Raw genomic sequence first — 14,506 nt, forward strand, 5'->3', positions numbered from 1 at the left:
GCGTTACTCCAGCGCGCCTTTCGGGGCTTGCATCAGGCCGTGTCCGCACTCGACACATGACGCACCCGGGCCAAGAGGGGCGCGGGTGGCGGTGTCGATCAGTTTGGCCGCCAGCGACCGTGCCGTCACAGGCTCGTCGTCGTTGGGCATCTTTTCGACCCAGAGCGCCGCGACCCCGACGGCATGGGCCAGCGCCATCGACGTGCCGTTGAGCGAGCGCAGACCGCCGCCCAGCCCGGCAGAGATGATCCCGACACCGGGCGCCACCAGCGCCGCGCCCGCGTTGGTGAACGGGGCGGGCGACAGTCCGGCCTCATCCACGCCGCAGGCTCCGATTGCCAGCACCCCTGCGGCGGAGGCCGGGGCAGAGGCGCCGGTTTCAAATTCGGGCGTGATGGTGCGCAGGCAATCGTTGCCCACCGCCCCCAGCATCGCGGGTGCCTGACCTCCTCCGATCATCTGCAACAGAACCTCGCAGAGCCGCAGGTTGCCGCGATAGGCGTGGACGGCGGCCAGCGTGGCCAGCGCAGTCGGATAACCCTCTTCGGCCAGCGCCTCGATCTGGCCGGACACGTCGAACGCCAGTGCAAAGCCGATGACATCCGCCCTTTCCCCCAAGGCCCAAAGCACCGCGTTCAGGAAATCCTCGGACCGGCCTCGGCCATTGTCGGCCAGCGCCTTGCCGACCAGCAGATCGGTGACACCGCGCGCGACACCAACCCGCGTGCCGCCCAGATCGCGGCCCAGCACGGTGGCGGCAACATGGGTGCCGTGGCCATTGGCATCGACAACGCCAGTCCCGGCAAAATCCCGCGCCGTGACGTCGACCCCGGCAAAAACCGGATGGTGCGCGTCAATCCCGGTGTCCAGCAGGGCAACCCGCACGCCCGCGCCGCTGACCGGCGTCCAGTCCGCCCCGGTGGCGCGCAGACCCCAGCCCGGCACCGCGTCGGCAGAGCGCAGCTCATCCATCGGCTCGGGCGCGATCAATCGGGTGGGCATTGCGGGCTGGATGGTCAACAGGGTGGGATCACCGGCGGCCTCTCGCAGCTCCAGCGGCGACAGATCGGCGGTCTCGATCACCGGCGCGGCGGGGGCGTCAGGATCCTGCGGCGCAATTCCCCCGGCCAGCGGCACGGTGGAGCGGCGCCAGTTCCCGGTCGTGTCGCGCAAAAGGATGTACCGCGTCATGAGCCACTCCACACCGGTCCCCACCCTCTGACAGGTTAGCGCCGGGACGAGCGGTTCGGAACGGGGACAGCGTGAATGCGGCGTGAAATCGCCATGACGTCGAGGTGAAATCCGACCGCCAGCGCGGCGGTCGGCAAGGAGAGCAGGCTCAGATGAGGCCCTGCGCGCGGAACAGATCCTGCAGGTTTGCCTCGGGGCGGGGGCCCATGTGGCTGATCACCTCGCGCGCCGCGCAACTGCCCATGCGCGCGGCCAGTTCCATGTCCGCACCGATGGCGAGGCCGTAGAGGAACCCGGCGGCAAACTGGTCGCCCGCGCCGGTGGCATCCACGGGCACGATCTTTTCCACGCTGACGTCGATGCGCGTGCCCTCATGCAGGACCGACACGCCGTCGCCGGACCGGGTGCAGACCACCAGCGGACAGATGGCCCCCACGGCGCGCAGATCGGCCTCCAGGTCATCGTTCTGGTAGAGAGAGCGGATCTCATCCTCATTGCCGATGACAAAATCCATCTCGTTCTCGATCAGGGTCAGGAAATCGGCGCGGTGGCGTTCGACGCAGAACGGGTCGGAAATGGCGATGCCGGGCTTGCCACCCGCCGCCTTGCAGGCGCGCGCGGCCTTGAGGAAAGCCTCTTTGCCCTTGTCCTTGTCGAACAGGTAGCCCTCCAGAAACAGGTATTCTGCCTCACCGGCCACATCCTCGGACACGTCCTCGGGGCCGAGTTCGGCGGAGATGCCAAGGTAGGTGTTCATCGAGCGTTCGCCATCGGGTGAGACAAAGATCATGCTGCGCGAGCTGGGCAATTCGCCGCCCGCCACCGGATCGTTGACGAAGGCTATGCCCTCATTGCTCATGGCCGAGGCATAAAAGACGCCAAGGTCGTCGTCCGCCACGCGCCCGATAAAGGCGGTGCGCGCCTTGAGATTGCCCAGCCCGGCAATGGTGTTGGCGACCGACCCGCCGGGGGTCTGCACGCGGTTGCCCATGGCGCCATACAGCTGTTCGGCGCGCTCGCGCTCGATCAGTTGCATGATGCCTTTCTCGATTCCCATGTCGGCCAGAAAGGCATCCTCGGTGCGGGCGATCACGTCGACGACGGCGTTGCCGATGCCGACAACCTGGAATTTCTTCATGTTGTCTTTTCCTCGAATGGGCAGAGATCGTTGATGATGCAGGCCTTGCACTTGGGTTTGCGCGCCACGCAAATATACCGCCCGTGCAGGATCAGCCAGTGATGGGCGTGCTGTTGGTAATCGACGGGGATGTTGTCCTCGATCGCTCGTTCCACGGCGACGACATCCTTGCCCGGACAGATGCCGGTGCGGTTGCCGATGCGAAAGATATGGGTGTCGACCGCCTGTGCCGGATAGTGCCACCACATGTTGAGCACCACATTGGCGGTCTTGCGGCCCACCCCCGGCAGGCTTTCCAGCGCGGCGCGGGAATTGGGCACCTCGCCGCCGTAGTCGTCCACAAGGATCTGCGCCATCTTGATGACGTTCTTGGCCTTGTTGCGGAACAGGCCGATGGTCTTGATATGCTCGGTCACGCCCGCCTCGCCAAGGGCCAGCATCTTTTCCGGCGTGTCGGCGATCTGGAACAGCTTTTCGGTGGCCTTGTTGACGCCTGCATCGGTGGCCTGCGCCGACAGCGCCACGGCCACAACCAGCGTATAGGCGTTGGTGTGGTTCAACTCCCCCTTGGGCTCCGGCTCTGACTCCTGAAAGCGGGCAAAGATCTGCCGGATCGTATGATAGTCGAGTTGCTTGGCCATAAATGCCCTAATGCCCAGAACCCACCCGTGCCGCAAGCCCCCGCCCCCCGGCTTCTTCTGTCCAGAAATATCCCGGGGGAGGCGACCGCAGGGAGACGGGGGCCCTGCTGCAAGCATGCCTCTGGCATGACGCCCCCCTGCGCCGCTGGTCCTATGCGCAACAATCGGATCGTCCGCATTGTCTGTCCACGTTATGACGGACCCCAAGGAGACTTCGCCATGCCCAAGGACGACGAACAAAGCTATCACTATCAGGTCATGGGCCGCGCGATTGATGTCGTCGACCGGCTGGGTCCGCAGGCAACGCTGGACCAGATCGCCGGTGAAATGGGCATGAGCGCAGCGCATTTCCAGCGGTTGTTCAGCCAATGGGCCGGTGTTTCGCCCAAACGCTACCAGCAATACCTGACGCTGGGCCATGCCAAGACGCTGTTGGCCAGCCGGTTCACCACGCTGGAGACAGCCCATGCCACGGGGTTGTCAGGGGGCGGGCGTCTGCACGATCTGTTCCTGCGTTGGGAGGCGATGAGCCCCGGTGACTTTGCCCGCGCGGGCGCGGGGCTGACGATTTATTGGGGCAAGTTTGACAGCCCCTTTGGTCCGGCGCTGGTCATGGGCACCGACAAGGGGCTGTGCGGCATTGGTTTTTCGGCGGACACCACCGAAGACGCGGCGATGCAGGATCTGGTGGGGCGCTGGCCGAAGGCGGAGTATGTCGAGGCCCCGGACCGGCTGCGCCCCTGGGTGCAGGCCGCTTTTGGCGTCAAGGCAGAGGGACCGGTGCCGCTGTACATGATCGGCGCGCCGTTTCAGATCAAGGTCTGGGAGGCCCTGATGCAGGTCCCCTCTGGCCATGTCACCACCTACTCGGAAATCGCGCAGGCCATCGACCATCCCAAGGCAGTGCGCGCCGTCGGCACGGCGGTGGGGCGCAACCCGATCAGCTACCTGATCCCCTGCCACCGGGCGCTGCGCAAATCGGGCGGGTTGGGTGGCTATCACTGGGGGATTCCGGTCAAACGCGCGATCCTGGCATGGGAGGCGGCCCGACTGGAGGCTTGAAGGGTTAACGCCTTGTAAACAGGGAGTGTTTCGCACGCGAAACAAAAGCGCCGTGAGGTCATGCGCGGAGCTTTGCCGATTTTCCCCATGACAAGGCTGGGCGTTTGGCGGATGATATTGCATATCGGCAGTGAAAGACCCCAATCAACTGGGGCAAACATCAAAAAGAGGCTCCTCATGATCCGGGCGAAATCCCCCATTCTTCTTTCCGTCGTGGCTGTTCTTGGCCTCAGCGCCTGCACCACCGGCCCGATGGTCGACGACAACGACCCCAACAAGAAGGCCAAGCAGGGCGCTCTGATCGGTGCTCTGGGTGGTGCTGTTGCCGGCCGTCTTGCGGGTGGCAGCGACGTTGGTGAACGCAACCGCGCCACCGTGGCCGGGGCGCTGGTCGGTGCCGCCGCCGGTGCCGCCATCGGCAACCAGCTGGACAAGCAGGAGGCCGAACTGCGCCAGCAGCTGGGTGACAGCGCGACGATCCGCAACACCGGCGACCGCCTGATTGTCACCATGCCGCAGGACATCCTGTTCGCCACCGACAGCGCCCAGCTGCGTTCGACCCTGGTGTCGGATCTGCGCGATGTGGGCCAGTCCCTGCTGGCCTATCCGAACACCACCTCGCAGGTGATCGGCCACACCGACAGCGACGGTGCCGCCGCTTACAACCAGGACCTGTCGCAGCGTCGCGCGCAGGCGGTGGCCAATGTGCTGCTGTCCGAGGGCGTGCCGCGCAGCCGCGTTTCGGTCATCGGCCGCGGTGAGGATCAGCCGATCGCCTCGAACCTGACCGCCGAGGGCAAGGCCCAGAACCGCCGGGTCGAGATCGTGATCCTGCCGAACGGCTAAACGCACAGGGGCTGTGCCCCGGTCGCGTATATTCTGCAAAGCGCCGCGCCTTGTCGCGGCGCTTTTTTATTGTAGGTCCGGATAGAGCAGTCTGGAGACAACCGATGAGTGACATGAAACTGGTGGGCCTGTGCGGGTCGCTGCGCGCCGAGTCAAGCAACCGCAAGCTGATGTTCGAGGCCGCGCGCCTGTTTGCCCCCGACGCGTTCACCGAACTGGATCTGCGGTTTCCGCTGTTTGACGAAGACAGTCAGAACGCCGACGGAATCCCCGCCGCTGTGCAACAAGCGGCGGACCAGATTGCCGGTGCGGATGCGGTGCTGGTGGTGACGCCGGAATACAACAAGGGCATCTCGGGTGTGCTGAAAAACGCGCTGGACTGGATCTCGCGCACCGAAGGGACGCCGTGGCAGGACAAGCCGGTGGCGCTGTTGTCTGCGGCGGCGGGACGTGCGGGCGGGGAACGGGCGCAAAACATGGCGCGGCTGTGCCTGACGCCGTTCCGTCCGCGCCTGGTGGCCGGGCCGGAGATGATGCTGGCGCAAAGCCGCTCGCAGTTCGGCGATGACGGGCGGCTGATCGACGCGCGCGGCCAGGGCCTGTTGCAGTCCTTGATGGAGGAATTGCGTACCGAAGTGGGGCGGATGCGGGACTGAGGCGCGCAGAGGGGCCTGACCCTAGAACCGGTTTGAAATCTCGATCAGGGTGCCGTCCGGGTCCCGCGGGTAGATCGACAGGATTGGTCCGGTGGCGCCGGTGCGGGTCACGGGGCCTTCTTCGACCCTTATGCCTTTTGCGACCAAATGGGCCATCCAGTCAGAAAGCGGCGTTGCGCTGAGGAAACACAGATCCGCCGATCCGGGTGTGGGATGCGAGGCCTTGGGGTCAAACTCCTGCCCGGCGACGTGCAGATTGATCTTTTGCGCTCCAAAGCTCAGCGCCCAGCGGGTGCTACCATCCGCCGGAGAAAAGGCCAGCGCCTGCATCCCGAGGATGTCCTCATAGAACGCCCGCGTCGCCGCCAGATCGGCAACGGTCAGTACAAGATGGTCGAGCGACTGGACGGCGGGCGGCATGACTGGAATAACTCGCGCAAGACATGAGGAGCGGTCGATGCAGAATGCAGCGCAGGCAGAGCGGCGTCAAACCGACGTGATGGACCCGGAGCGGGCAAATGCGCTGGCCGTTGCGCTGGATCTGGTGCGCGGGGTTGACGTGGGCGACGCCTTGCCACCGTTTTTTCACCAGATCTATTTCTGGGAGGTCCAGCGGCCCAGCCTGCTGGGGCGGGACGGGCATCCGCGTGTGGGAACCGGGCTGATCCCCGATCTTGGTCTGCCCCGGCGCATGTGGGCTGGTGGAGCCTTGCAATTTCACGCCCCGCTGCGCGCGGGCTACATGGCGGAAAAACGGTCCTGGGTGGCGGATGTGACGCGCAAGCAGGGGCGCAGCGGACCGCTGGGGTTTGTCACGCTGGCGCATGAGATCTGGCAGGGCGGGCAGCTGTGCGTGACCGAACGGCAGGATCTGGTCTATCGCGAGGAGGCGGCGCCAGAGGTGGGCGCACCCGCCCCGCCCAAAGCGCGCGACGATGAGGACAGCGACCGCATCATGGGGTTTTCCCCGACACTGCTGTTTCGCTATTCGGCGCTGACCTTCAACGGGCACCGTATCCACTATGATATCGACTATGCCCGCGCGGTCGAAGGCTATGGCGGGCTGGTGGTGCATGGGCCGCTATTGGCGCAAGGGTTGTTGTTGATGGCCGAAGAGGCGGCCCCGGTGCGCGGGTTCACCTTTCGCGCCACCGCGCCCTTGATGCATGACGAATTGGCGACGCTGTGCCGGTCAGGCGTTGACATGTGGGTGCGTGGACCGGATGGGCGGCAATGTATGGCTGCGACGGTCGAGCACTGAGCGGGTTTGGACACGAGGCCCCGGCACGGGGCCGGTGCGGGCGGGGGTCGTGTGTGGCGGCCTAGCAGCCGGTGCCGCGCAGCACCACGCGCACCGTCTTGACCAGCACCCGCAGGTCATTGAGCAGCGACAGCTGTTCCAGATAGGCGGTGTCAAACCCGGCGCGCTGGGCAAACGAGCTTTCGTTGCGCACCGACACCTGCCAATAGCCGGTGATCCCCGGGCGCATGGCATAATAGGCGGAGCCGGGATAGATGTCCTGCTGACAGGGCATCATCGGGCGCGGGCCCACCAGCGACATGTCGCCTTTGAGCACGTTGAACAGCTGCGGCAGTTCGTCGATCGACGTCTTGCGGATCAGTTGGCCCACGCGGGTGATCCGGGGATCATGGCGCAGTTTCTGAGAGCGGTCCCATTCCGCACGGGCCGCCGGGTTTGCGGCCAGATGGTCGCTCAACCGGCTATCCGCGTCGGGGACCATGCTGCGCAGTTTCCAGATAACAAAGCTGTGGCCGTTTCGGCCAATCCGTTTCTGGGTGTAAAAGGGCGAATGTCCGTCGCGCGCCACGATCAGCGAGAACAGGCCGACGATCAGCAGAGTGGGCAGCGCTGCCACCAACACGATTGCGATATCCAGCGCACGCTTGAAGAGGTCGCGGTACAGGGTTGGCCCGCTTTCGGCGGCGAGAACCTCGGAAATCAGTTTTTCAATCCGAGCCGATGGCAGCGGCTGGCGCAAATGCATTGTCACGATGATCTCCTGACCTCATGCGTTGACGAGAGATCGGAAAAGCGCGCCGAGGCGTCATGAAATCCGGACATAGCCCCGCCATGGCACGCGCAGCGCGTGTCCCCCCATCTGGCAGACGGGCCGAAGCCTCAAAATGTTATCGGATCTTATTTCGCAGATACCGCCGCAAACTTTACCGGATACTCCCGACGTGGCAGCACCAACCCCCAGGTGCCGTGTTTCACGAAATGCGTCCAAAACAAGACAAACACATTCCGCAAAATTGTTATGACGTGCCGGAGGGGCGTCGTCAATGAGCGCGATGAGACACAACTTAAAGGAGAAAATCGCGCGACATGTATTGGTTGCAAGGCGCGATGTCACGACGATGGGGGCTCTGCCGATTGGTGTTCCCGGGCGCGTGACGCCCGCCGTTTCGTCACCGGCAGGATCGGCGCGCAGACGTGCCGAACGGGCTGAGTGGTGCAGGAATTCGTGAAACAATTTACCGAAAACACGGCGGACTCTGTTTCCGAAACGGGGACAGTCCATAATAACTTGTAAAACTATGCCTGAACCGTGTCTTGTTTTGTCGGCGGATCCCCGCGCATCGAAAGGCTGAATTGAACGTGGGAAACAATAACGAACCCATGCCAACCCGGACATTGGGCTGTTTCAAGGGGTCTTGGCCGCCCGCCCGGCGCGGGCAGGCAATAGAGTGTAACGCTGGGTCAAGGTGAGGAGCCGTGACAATCCTAGGGGGAATGCCGCAACTCACGAAATATTTCAAAAGTGAGAAAAACGCGAGGCATCTGCCTTGATGCTGCCCGAATCGGGTCGTTTCTTGTCACCGATTCGCCCGATCACGCCCTCGATTTGCCCCATTTCGGCCATCAACCCACGAATTGTGGCCTTTCCGGACCGCAGGGCGGAGTTGAAAGCAGACGGGTGCGCAGATATGTCGGGCCGGTAAGCAGGTGTGTCAGAAGGGGCGGATCGTGACCAATTATCTGTATCAGGGCGATTTGCCGGACAATCTGGATCTGGGGCCGGTCGTTGCCATCGACTGCGAGACCATGGGACTTAACCCGCACCGTGACCGGCTGTGTGTGGTGCAGCTGTCGGGGGGCGATGGCAACGCGCATCTGGTGCAGGTCGCCAAGGGCCAGACCGACGCGCCGAACCTTGCGCGACTGCTGACCGATCCCGACGTGCTCAAGCTGTTTCATTTCGGTCGGTTCGACATTGCGGCCATGTACCATGCCTTTGGGGCGCTGGCGGCCCCTGTCTATTGCACCAAGATCGCCAGCCGCCTGATCCGGACCTATACCGACCGGCACGGGCTGAAGGTGCTGACACAGGAACTGCTGGGTGTCGATATTTCCAAACAGCAACAATCCAGCGACTGGGGCGCGGCAGAACTGACCGCGGCGCAGCAAGACTATGCCGCCTCGGACGTGTTGCATCTGCACCGTCTGCGCGCCGCGCTGAACGCCATGCTGGAGCGCGAAGGACGGCGCGACCTGGCACAGTCCTGTTTCGATTTCCTGCCGACCCGGGCGATGCTCGATCTTGAGGGTTGGCCGGAGACCGACATCTTTGCGCACGCCTGAGCCGGGCCGGGCCATGCGACGGGGGGACGGATTGTATTCGCGGGTGATCGCCTGGCTGAAGATCCTGCTGCCGCTTGCCGCATTGGCCATGCTGTCGACACTTTTCCTGTTGTCGCGGTCGTCCGAGCCACTGCAAAACGTGCCCTTTGTCGAAGCCCTGCAGGAAAACACCGCCGCCGAACGGGTCAGCGCCCCCTATTTTGCCGGCACCACCCCACGCGGGGATGTGCTGAGCGTGACCGCCAAAACAGTGCGCCCGCAGGACGATGGGCGTATCCGCGCCGATCAGCTTGAGGCGCGGATGCGCCTTGCCGATGGCAGCGAGATCCGGGTGGATGCGGTTGAGGCCGATCTGAACGATGCTGACAGGCAGGCGTTGATGCAGGGGGGCGTGCGGATCGAAAGCTCTCAGGGGTATGTGCTGACGACCGAGGGGCTGTTGTCCAGCCTTGACCGGGTGGAGGCAGAAAGCCTTGGACCAGTGCAGGGCGACGGTCCTGTGGGCCGTTTTGAGGCCGGGCATCTGCGGATCACACCCGCCGGAGACGACGGTGCCGTGCAATTGATGTTTTCCGGCGGCGTAAAGCTGGTATACCAACCGCCAGAACAAGAAAGTGCTGCCGAATGATCCGTTTTCTGTCTGTCGTCCTCATGCTGTCCATCGCTCCTGTGGGGCTTTTCGCGCAAGGGGCCGAGGTGGCTTTTGGCGGGTTGCAGCAGGATACCAGCGCCCCGGTCGAGGTGACCGCCGACGCGCTGCGGGTCAACCAGTCGGACGGAACGGCGCTGTATACCGGCAACGTGCTGATCGCGCAGGGCCAGATGCGGCTGGCCGCGCCGCGCGTTCTGGTGGTCTATTCCGAACAGGCCGGGCGGATCAAACGGATGGAGGCGTCCGGCGGCGTGACCCTGGTCAGCGGATCAGAGGCGGCAGAGGCGCAGCGCGCCGATTATGACATCGAAGGCGGACAGGTCATCATGTCCGGCAACGTCCTGCTGACGCAGGGGCCGAGCGCGCTGACATCGGAGCGGATGGTTGTCGATCTCAAGGACGGCACGGCGCAATTGACCGGCCGCGTGCGGACCGTGTTGCAACAGGCGCCGGAGGCGCAACCGTGACCGCCCCCCCGGAATTGAGCGTGACCGAAGGCGACGTCGGCCTGAGGGTCAACCATCTGCGCAAGAGCTATCGCAAGCGGGTCGTGATCCGCGACGTGAGTTTGCGGGTGGATCGCGGCGAGGTGGCAGCACTGCTGGGGCCAAACGGATCGGGCAAGACCACGTCGTTCTATGCGATTGCGGGGCTGGTAAATCCAGAAGGCGGGCAAGTCCTGATTGACGGACGCGACGCGACCTTTTTGCCGATGTACCGGCGCGCGCGGCTGGGCATCGGCTATCTGCCGCAGGAGATGTCGATCTTTCGCGGCCTGAGTGTCGAGGACAATATCGGCGCGGTGCTGGATATTGCCGAAAAGAACGTCCACCGCCGCCGCGAACGGCTGGAAGAACTGCTGGGCGAATTTTCGATCGAGCATCTGCGCCGCGCGCCCGCGCTGGCGCTGTCAGGTGGCGAACGCCGCCGGGTCGAGATCGCGCGCTGTCTGGCGGCCAATCCCCGCTATCTGTTGCTGGATGAACCCTTTGCCGGGGTTGATCCGATCAGTGTGGGCGACATCCGCCACCTTGTTTCCGATCTCAAGACGCGCGGTATCGGCGTGCTGATCACCGATCACAACGTGCGCGAAACGCTGGAGATCGTCGACCGTGCCTATATCCTGCACGACGGTCAGGTGCTGATGTCCGGCACACCAGAAGAAGTTGTCCAGAACGAAAACGTCCGGCGCGTCTATCTGGGTGAGAACTTTCGCTTTGGTTGAACCTCTGTCGCCACAGGCAAAGGCGCGCGGGAACACTTTGTCGCCAGATGTCGCCGTATCCCGGAGCGGTTTCCATTGACAGCACCGGCGGTTTCCAAGTCAAATAAACCCATGGTGCTTTGTATCGCGGCATTACGATCTGGCGGTTTCCTCGTTTCCGGGGCTTGCCGCCCGCATTCCGCGTCAACGCGCCTTCCCTGAACCTGTGACGTCGCGGCGGGGTCCGCTCCCCGTTTCGGCGTTCGGGTGCATAAGAAAAGGACAAATGATGCGCTATCAGATCACGGGAAAACACATCGACATTGGCGATGCGCTGCAGGTGCACGTCACAACCGAACTGGGCAGCGTGCTGGACAAGTACGGCCAGCGTCCGACCGACGCGACGGTGGTTTTTTCGAAGGCGGCTCATGAATACCACTGCGAAGCGAACGTTCACCTGTCGAGCGGGCTGAACGCGGCCGCAAAGGGAAGTGCGACCGAGATTTATGCGGCGTTTGAGTCCTGCGCCGAAAAGATGGACAAGCAGCTGCGCCGTTACAAACGCAGGCTGAAGGATCATCACAAGGACCGCCCCGACCCGGTTGAACATATTGGGGCAGCCTCGTATATCCTCGCCAACGAAGCGGATTCGGGTGATGACGAGCCCGAGACGCTTCAGCCGATAATCGTGGCGGAGATGCAAACGCGGATCCCGTCACTCTCGGTCGGTGAGGCCGTGATGCAGATGGAGATGGCGGGCGCGCCGGTCCTTGTGTTTCGAAACGAGAAAAAGGATGGCGTGAACGTCGTGTACCGGCGGGAAGATGGCAACATCGGATGGATTGATCCATAAGGACCAACCGCCACCGGAGCCCGATCCGCGCGACGACTGCGCCTCAGACACAGGCAAGATCCATGAAGTTTGTCGATCTCATCAAGCCGACGGCTGTCAAAGTCATCACATCGACCTCCAGCAAGAAACGCCTGATGCATGATGTGTCTGACCTTGCGGAAAGCGCGTATGGCCTGAGGGCGCCTCATATCCTTGAGGCGCTGATGGAACGTGAGGCACTGGGGCCGACGGGTGTCGGCCACGGTGTCGCCCTGCCGCACGCGCGGATCAACGGCGTGGATTCCGTGGTGGGGGCGTTCATTCTTCTGGAAAGGCCGATCGACTTTGACTCTGTCGATCGGCAGCCGGTGGATATCGTCTTTGGCCTCCTCGCCCCCGAAGAGGCCGGGGTCGAACACCTCAAGGCGCTGGCGCTGGTGTCGCGCAGCCTGCGCAACCCCGCGCTGTGCGCCAAGCTGCGGGCCAACCCGGTGCCTGCGACGCTGTATACCATCCTGACCGCCGCCGAGGCCGAAAAGGCCGCCTGAGGCAAAGGGGCCACAGCGCCCCATGGGTCCGGAATTCCCCCGTTGGCGCAAAGGCGGCAGCGGGGTATACGCTCCCGAACAGTCACACCCGATATCAGAGGAGGGCACCACATGATTGCATTGCACAATGACGCCATTTCCTCGGATTGTCGGGGCCGCTGACCGTTCCGCCCTGCGGGGCAGGTTTCCAGCACATCTGACGATCCGTCTTGCGGCCAGAGTGGCCGCACCTCTCTGTTTGAGAAAGACGGACCTATGGGCAATTCTCCCATTCGGACACCTGCGCGTGTCCGAGAATTCTATTCCGACAGCGCCTGGATCGAAGGCCGGGCGGTCGATCAACTGCATGACGTTGCGGGCTGGGCCGGGATGCGGGCCGTGGCCGCGTTTCCCGACCTGCATCCGGGCCGCTTTGGCCCGGTGGGCGGCGCGTTCCTGGCGGACCGGATCTATCCGCAACTGATCGGGCCGGACATCGGCTGTGGCATGGCGCTGTTCCGGCTGGACCTGCCGCGCCGCAAGCTGAAACTGGACAAGGCCGCGCGGCGGTTGCAGGCGCTGGACGAAAGCGCAGATCCCGAAACCGGCGCTGCGTCGCTGGATGGAACCGGCGCGGCGCGGTTTGGCCCCTATGGCCTTGGCACGCTGGGCGGCGGCAACCACTTTTGCGAGGTTCAGGTTGTCGATGCGTTGACAGATCCGGCGGTGGCATCCCGGTTGGGGATGGATGTCGGTGACTTGTGCCTGCTGGTCCACAGCGGATCGCGCGGACATGGGGCGGCGGTGTTTACCGGCATCGCGGACACCTGGGCTGACGGATTTGCGCCGGGCAGCGCCGCGGCAGAGGCGTATGTCACCCTGCACGACGCGGCGCAGGTCTGGGCGCGGGTGAACCGGGCGTTGATCGCCGCGCAGGCGTCAGAGGCGCTGCGCTGTGACGCGCGGCTGATCTGCGACGCGCCGCACAACCACCTTGAGCAGCGGGCGGATGGCTGGCTGCACCGCAAGGGGGCGGCCGCCCCGGACCGGGGGCTGGCCCCACTGGCCGGATCCCGCGAAAGCCTCAGCTATCTCATGGCGGTGCCGGAGGGGCCGCCAGAGGCGCTGGGCTCTGTCTCGCACGGGGCCGGGCGGCGCTATGACCGCGCTGCGATGCACGGGCGCATTCGCCGCGTGAAATCGGAACTGGAGGCGATGCGCCAGACCCGCTTTGGCGGTCGGGTGATCTGCGCCGACCGCGATCTGCTGATCGAGGAGGCGGGCAACGCCTACAAGGACGCAGGCGCGGTGCTGCGCGACCTCGAAGCCTTTGGCCTTGCACAGGAGGTGGCCGCGTTTGCGCCGCTGATCACTTTCAAGACCGGCAAAGGAGCGCGCGGATGACCTGTCTGTTGATTTCCAGCGGCAATGGACCGGGCGAATGCCAGCAGACGGTGGACCATGTGCTGACGCGCATGGCGCAAGAGGCGGCGGACCTGGGCGTCACGCTGGATCTGGCCTGCCGCGCGGGCCGCAACGGGCCGATCTCTGCGGTGGCCGTGCTGTCCGGCGCGTGCGTGGATGAATTTGCTGCCCGCTGGACCGGCTCGCTGTTGTGGCGCTGTCCCAGCGCACTGCGCCCCCGCCACAAGCGCAAGACATGGTTCGTGCAGGTCTTTCGCCTGCCGGACGCGCCGCGCGGGACGGCAATCGACCCGCGCGCGGTCGAGATGGTGGCCATCCGTGCCGGGGGGCCGGGTGGGCAGCACCAGAACAAAACCTCCAGCGCGATCCGCGCGCGCTGTATGCGTCCGGCCACGCAGCGCTTGACGCCTATTTCGGCGTCCAGTTCCATGGCGCGAGTTCGCCGATGCGGTTGATCTTGTGATCGGCGATCCGTTCGAGAACCCAGGTGAGCCAGGCTTCGGGATTAACGCTGTTCATGCGGGCGGTTTCGATGAGTGTGTAGGCGACAGCCGCGGCCTTGCCGCCACCTTCCGAACCCATGAACAGGTAGTTTTTCCTGCCGAGAGTCAGGGGCCTGATTGACCGCTCGCAGATGTTGTTGTCCAGTTCCAGAAGCCCGTTATCGAGGTATGGACGCGCCTTGGGCATGCGGCCGAGCGCGTAGCGGATCGCCTCGGCCAGCTTGG

At 64.2% G+C, this 14,506-nt stretch carries 18 protein-coding genes; 12 read left to right on the top strand and 6 right to left on the bottom strand.

Going from position 1 to position 14,506, the window contains the following annotated elements; all coding sequences use genetic code 11:
• Window positions 1-3 precede the first annotated feature (3 nt).
• The 3 genes from CHB90_RS09205 to nth all read right to left on the bottom strand — a co-directional run bounded on the left by CHB90_RS09205 (window position 4) and on the right by nth (window position 2,970).
• Window positions 4-1,191 (bottom strand): S8 family serine peptidase, encoded by a 1,188-nt coding sequence (locus CHB90_RS09205; protein WP_089277576.1) that lies wholly within the window; start codon window positions 1,189-1,191, stop codon window positions 4-6.
• A gap of 148 nt (window positions 1,192-1,339) precedes the next feature.
• Window positions 1,340-2,329: an adenosine kinase gene (locus tag CHB90_RS09210; protein WP_089277577.1), complete on the bottom strand. Its 990-nt coding sequence runs from the start codon at window positions 2,327-2,329 to the stop codon at window positions 1,340-1,342.
• Window positions 2,326-2,970, bottom strand: coding sequence for an endonuclease III (gene nth, locus CHB90_RS09215; RefSeq protein WP_089277578.1), 645 nt, complete (start codon window positions 2,968-2,970; stop codon window positions 2,326-2,328). Before nth ends, CHB90_RS09210 begins: the two co-directional genes overlap by 4 nt.
• Window positions 2,971-3,189: 219 nt before the next feature.
• On the opposite strand from nth, the gene CHB90_RS09220 reads away from it, so the two are divergent.
• The 3 genes from CHB90_RS09220 (at window position 3,190) to CHB90_RS09230 (ending at window position 5,534) form a co-directional block, all read left to right on the top strand.
• Window positions 3,190-4,032: a methylated-DNA--[protein]-cysteine S-methyltransferase gene (locus CHB90_RS09220; protein ID WP_089277579.1), complete on the top strand. Its 843-nt coding sequence runs from the start codon at window positions 3,190-3,192 to the stop codon at window positions 4,030-4,032.
• Between the two features lie 177 nt (window positions 4,033-4,209).
• Window positions 4,210-4,878, top strand: a complete 669-nt coding sequence (locus CHB90_RS09225; protein ID WP_089277580.1) for a YiaD family glycine zipper/OmpA-like lipoprotein — start codon at window positions 4,210-4,212, stop codon at window positions 4,876-4,878.
• 104 nt (window positions 4,879-4,982) lie between these two features.
• Window positions 4,983-5,534, top strand: coding sequence for an NADPH-dependent FMN reductase (locus CHB90_RS09230; RefSeq protein ID WP_089277581.1), 552 nt, complete (start codon window positions 4,983-4,985; stop codon window positions 5,532-5,534).
• A gap of 21 nt (window positions 5,535-5,555) precedes the next feature.
• Here CHB90_RS09230 and CHB90_RS09235 read toward each other — a convergent pair whose 3' ends face one another.
• Window positions 5,556-5,954, bottom strand: coding sequence for a VOC family protein (locus CHB90_RS09235; protein ID WP_089277582.1), 399 nt, complete (start codon window positions 5,952-5,954; stop codon window positions 5,556-5,558).
• 37 nt (window positions 5,955-5,991) lie between these two features.
• Here CHB90_RS09235 and CHB90_RS09240 point away from each other — a divergent pair, with 37 nt between their 5' ends.
• Window positions 5,992-6,795: an HTD2 family dehydratase gene (locus CHB90_RS09240; RefSeq protein ID WP_089277583.1), complete on the top strand. Its 804-nt coding sequence runs from the start codon at window positions 5,992-5,994 to the stop codon at window positions 6,793-6,795.
• A gap of 61 nt (window positions 6,796-6,856) precedes the next feature.
• Here the strand turns inward: CHB90_RS09240 and CHB90_RS09245 are convergent, their stop codons facing one another.
• Complete coding sequence (locus tag CHB90_RS09245) at window positions 6,857-7,546, bottom strand: sugar transferase (RefSeq protein ID WP_245823208.1); 690 nt, start codon at window positions 7,544-7,546, stop codon at window positions 6,857-6,859.
• A gap of 977 nt (window positions 7,547-8,523) precedes the next feature.
• Between CHB90_RS09245 and CHB90_RS09250 the strand changes: the two genes are divergently transcribed.
• The 8 genes from CHB90_RS09250 (at window position 8,524) to CHB90_RS09285 (ending at window position 14,233) form a co-directional block, all read left to right on the top strand.
• On the top strand, window positions 8,524-9,138 hold the full coding sequence (locus CHB90_RS09250) for a ribonuclease D (RefSeq protein ID WP_089277585.1): 615 nt from the start codon (window positions 8,524-8,526) through the stop codon (window positions 9,136-9,138).
• Between the two features lie 13 nt (window positions 9,139-9,151).
• Window positions 9,152-9,766, top strand: coding sequence for a hypothetical protein (locus tag CHB90_RS09255; protein ID WP_089277586.1), 615 nt, complete (start codon window positions 9,152-9,154; stop codon window positions 9,764-9,766).
• Window positions 9,763-10,257 (top strand): LptA/OstA family protein, encoded by a 495-nt coding sequence (locus tag CHB90_RS09260; protein ID WP_089277587.1) that lies wholly within the window; start codon window positions 9,763-9,765, stop codon window positions 10,255-10,257. The genes CHB90_RS09255 and CHB90_RS09260 overlap by 4 nt, the downstream gene beginning before the upstream one ends.
• Window positions 10,254-11,015 carry an LPS export ABC transporter ATP-binding protein gene (gene lptB / locus CHB90_RS09265; RefSeq protein WP_089277588.1) on the top strand — a complete coding sequence of 254 codons (762 nt, stop codon included), beginning with the start codon at window positions 10,254-10,256 and terminating at the stop codon, window positions 11,013-11,015. The genes CHB90_RS09260 and lptB overlap by 4 nt, the downstream gene beginning before the upstream one ends.
• 268 nt (window positions 11,016-11,283) lie before the next feature.
• On the top strand, window positions 11,284-11,847 hold the full coding sequence (hpf, locus tag CHB90_RS09270) for a ribosome hibernation-promoting factor, HPF/YfiA family (protein ID WP_089277597.1): 564 nt from the start codon (window positions 11,284-11,286) through the stop codon (window positions 11,845-11,847).
• Between the two features lie 62 nt (window positions 11,848-11,909).
• Window positions 11,910-12,374, top strand: coding sequence for a PTS sugar transporter subunit IIA (locus CHB90_RS09275; RefSeq protein WP_089277589.1), 465 nt, complete (start codon window positions 11,910-11,912; stop codon window positions 12,372-12,374).
• A 255-nt stretch (window positions 12,375-12,629) separates the two neighbouring features.
• Window positions 12,630-13,757 (top strand): RNA ligase RtcB family protein, encoded by a 1,128-nt coding sequence (locus CHB90_RS09280; RefSeq protein ID WP_089277590.1) that lies wholly within the window; start codon window positions 12,630-12,632, stop codon window positions 13,755-13,757.
• Entirely contained in the window at window positions 13,754-14,233 is a 480-nt protein-coding gene (locus CHB90_RS09285; RefSeq protein WP_089277591.1) for a hypothetical protein, read from the top strand. Before CHB90_RS09280 ends, CHB90_RS09285 begins: the two co-directional genes overlap by 4 nt.
• Here the strand turns inward: CHB90_RS09285 and CHB90_RS09290 are convergent.
• Window positions 14,187-14,506: transposase domain-containing protein (locus CHB90_RS09290; RefSeq protein WP_141135833.1), on the bottom strand; the 320-nt coding region annotated here is incomplete at its 5' end. The two genes, CHB90_RS09285 and CHB90_RS09290, sit on opposite strands and share 47 nt — an antisense overlap.

This window comes from Antarctobacter heliothermus (assembly GCF_900188425.1).
Classification (GTDB): Bacteria; Pseudomonadota; Alphaproteobacteria; order Rhodobacterales; family Rhodobacteraceae; genus Antarctobacter; species Antarctobacter heliothermus.

Coding starts and splice junctions, on each gene's coding strand:
- nth (WP_089277578.1), bottom strand. CDS start 2,970: ATGGCCAAGCAACTCGACTATCATACGATCCGGCAGATCTTTGCCCGC.
- CHB90_RS09260 (WP_089277587.1), top strand. CDS start 9,763: ATGATCCGTTTTCTGTCTGTCGTCCTCATGCTGTCCATCGCTCCTGTG.
- CHB90_RS09235 (WP_089277582.1), bottom strand. CDS start 5,954: ATGCCGCCCGCCGTCCAGTCGCTCGACCATCTTGTACTGACCGTTGCC.
- CHB90_RS09285 (WP_089277591.1), top strand. CDS start 13,754: ATGACCTGTCTGTTGATTTCCAGCGGCAATGGACCGGGCGAATGCCAG.
- CHB90_RS09230 (WP_089277581.1), top strand. CDS start 4,983: ATGAGTGACATGAAACTGGTGGGCCTGTGCGGGTCGCTGCGCGCCGAG.
- CHB90_RS09255 (WP_089277586.1), top strand. CDS start 9,152: ATGCGACGGGGGGACGGATTGTATTCGCGGGTGATCGCCTGGCTGAAG.
- CHB90_RS09225 (WP_089277580.1), top strand. CDS start 4,210: ATGATCCGGGCGAAATCCCCCATTCTTCTTTCCGTCGTGGCTGTTCTT.
- CHB90_RS09210 (WP_089277577.1), bottom strand. CDS start 2,329: ATGAAGAAATTCCAGGTTGTCGGCATCGGCAACGCCGTCGTCGACGTG.
- CHB90_RS09205 (WP_089277576.1), bottom strand. CDS start 1,191: ATGACGCGGTACATCCTTTTGCGCGACACGACCGGGAACTGGCGCCGC.
- CHB90_RS09240 (WP_089277583.1), top strand. CDS start 5,992: ATGCAGAATGCAGCGCAGGCAGAGCGGCGTCAAACCGACGTGATGGAC.
- CHB90_RS09220 (WP_089277579.1), top strand. CDS start 3,190: ATGCCCAAGGACGACGAACAAAGCTATCACTATCAGGTCATGGGCCGC.
- hpf (WP_089277597.1), top strand. CDS start 11,284: ATGCGCTATCAGATCACGGGAAAACACATCGACATTGGCGATGCGCTG.
- CHB90_RS09275 (WP_089277589.1), top strand. CDS start 11,910: ATGAAGTTTGTCGATCTCATCAAGCCGACGGCTGTCAAAGTCATCACA.
- CHB90_RS09280 (WP_089277590.1), top strand. CDS start 12,630: ATGGGCAATTCTCCCATTCGGACACCTGCGCGTGTCCGAGAATTCTAT.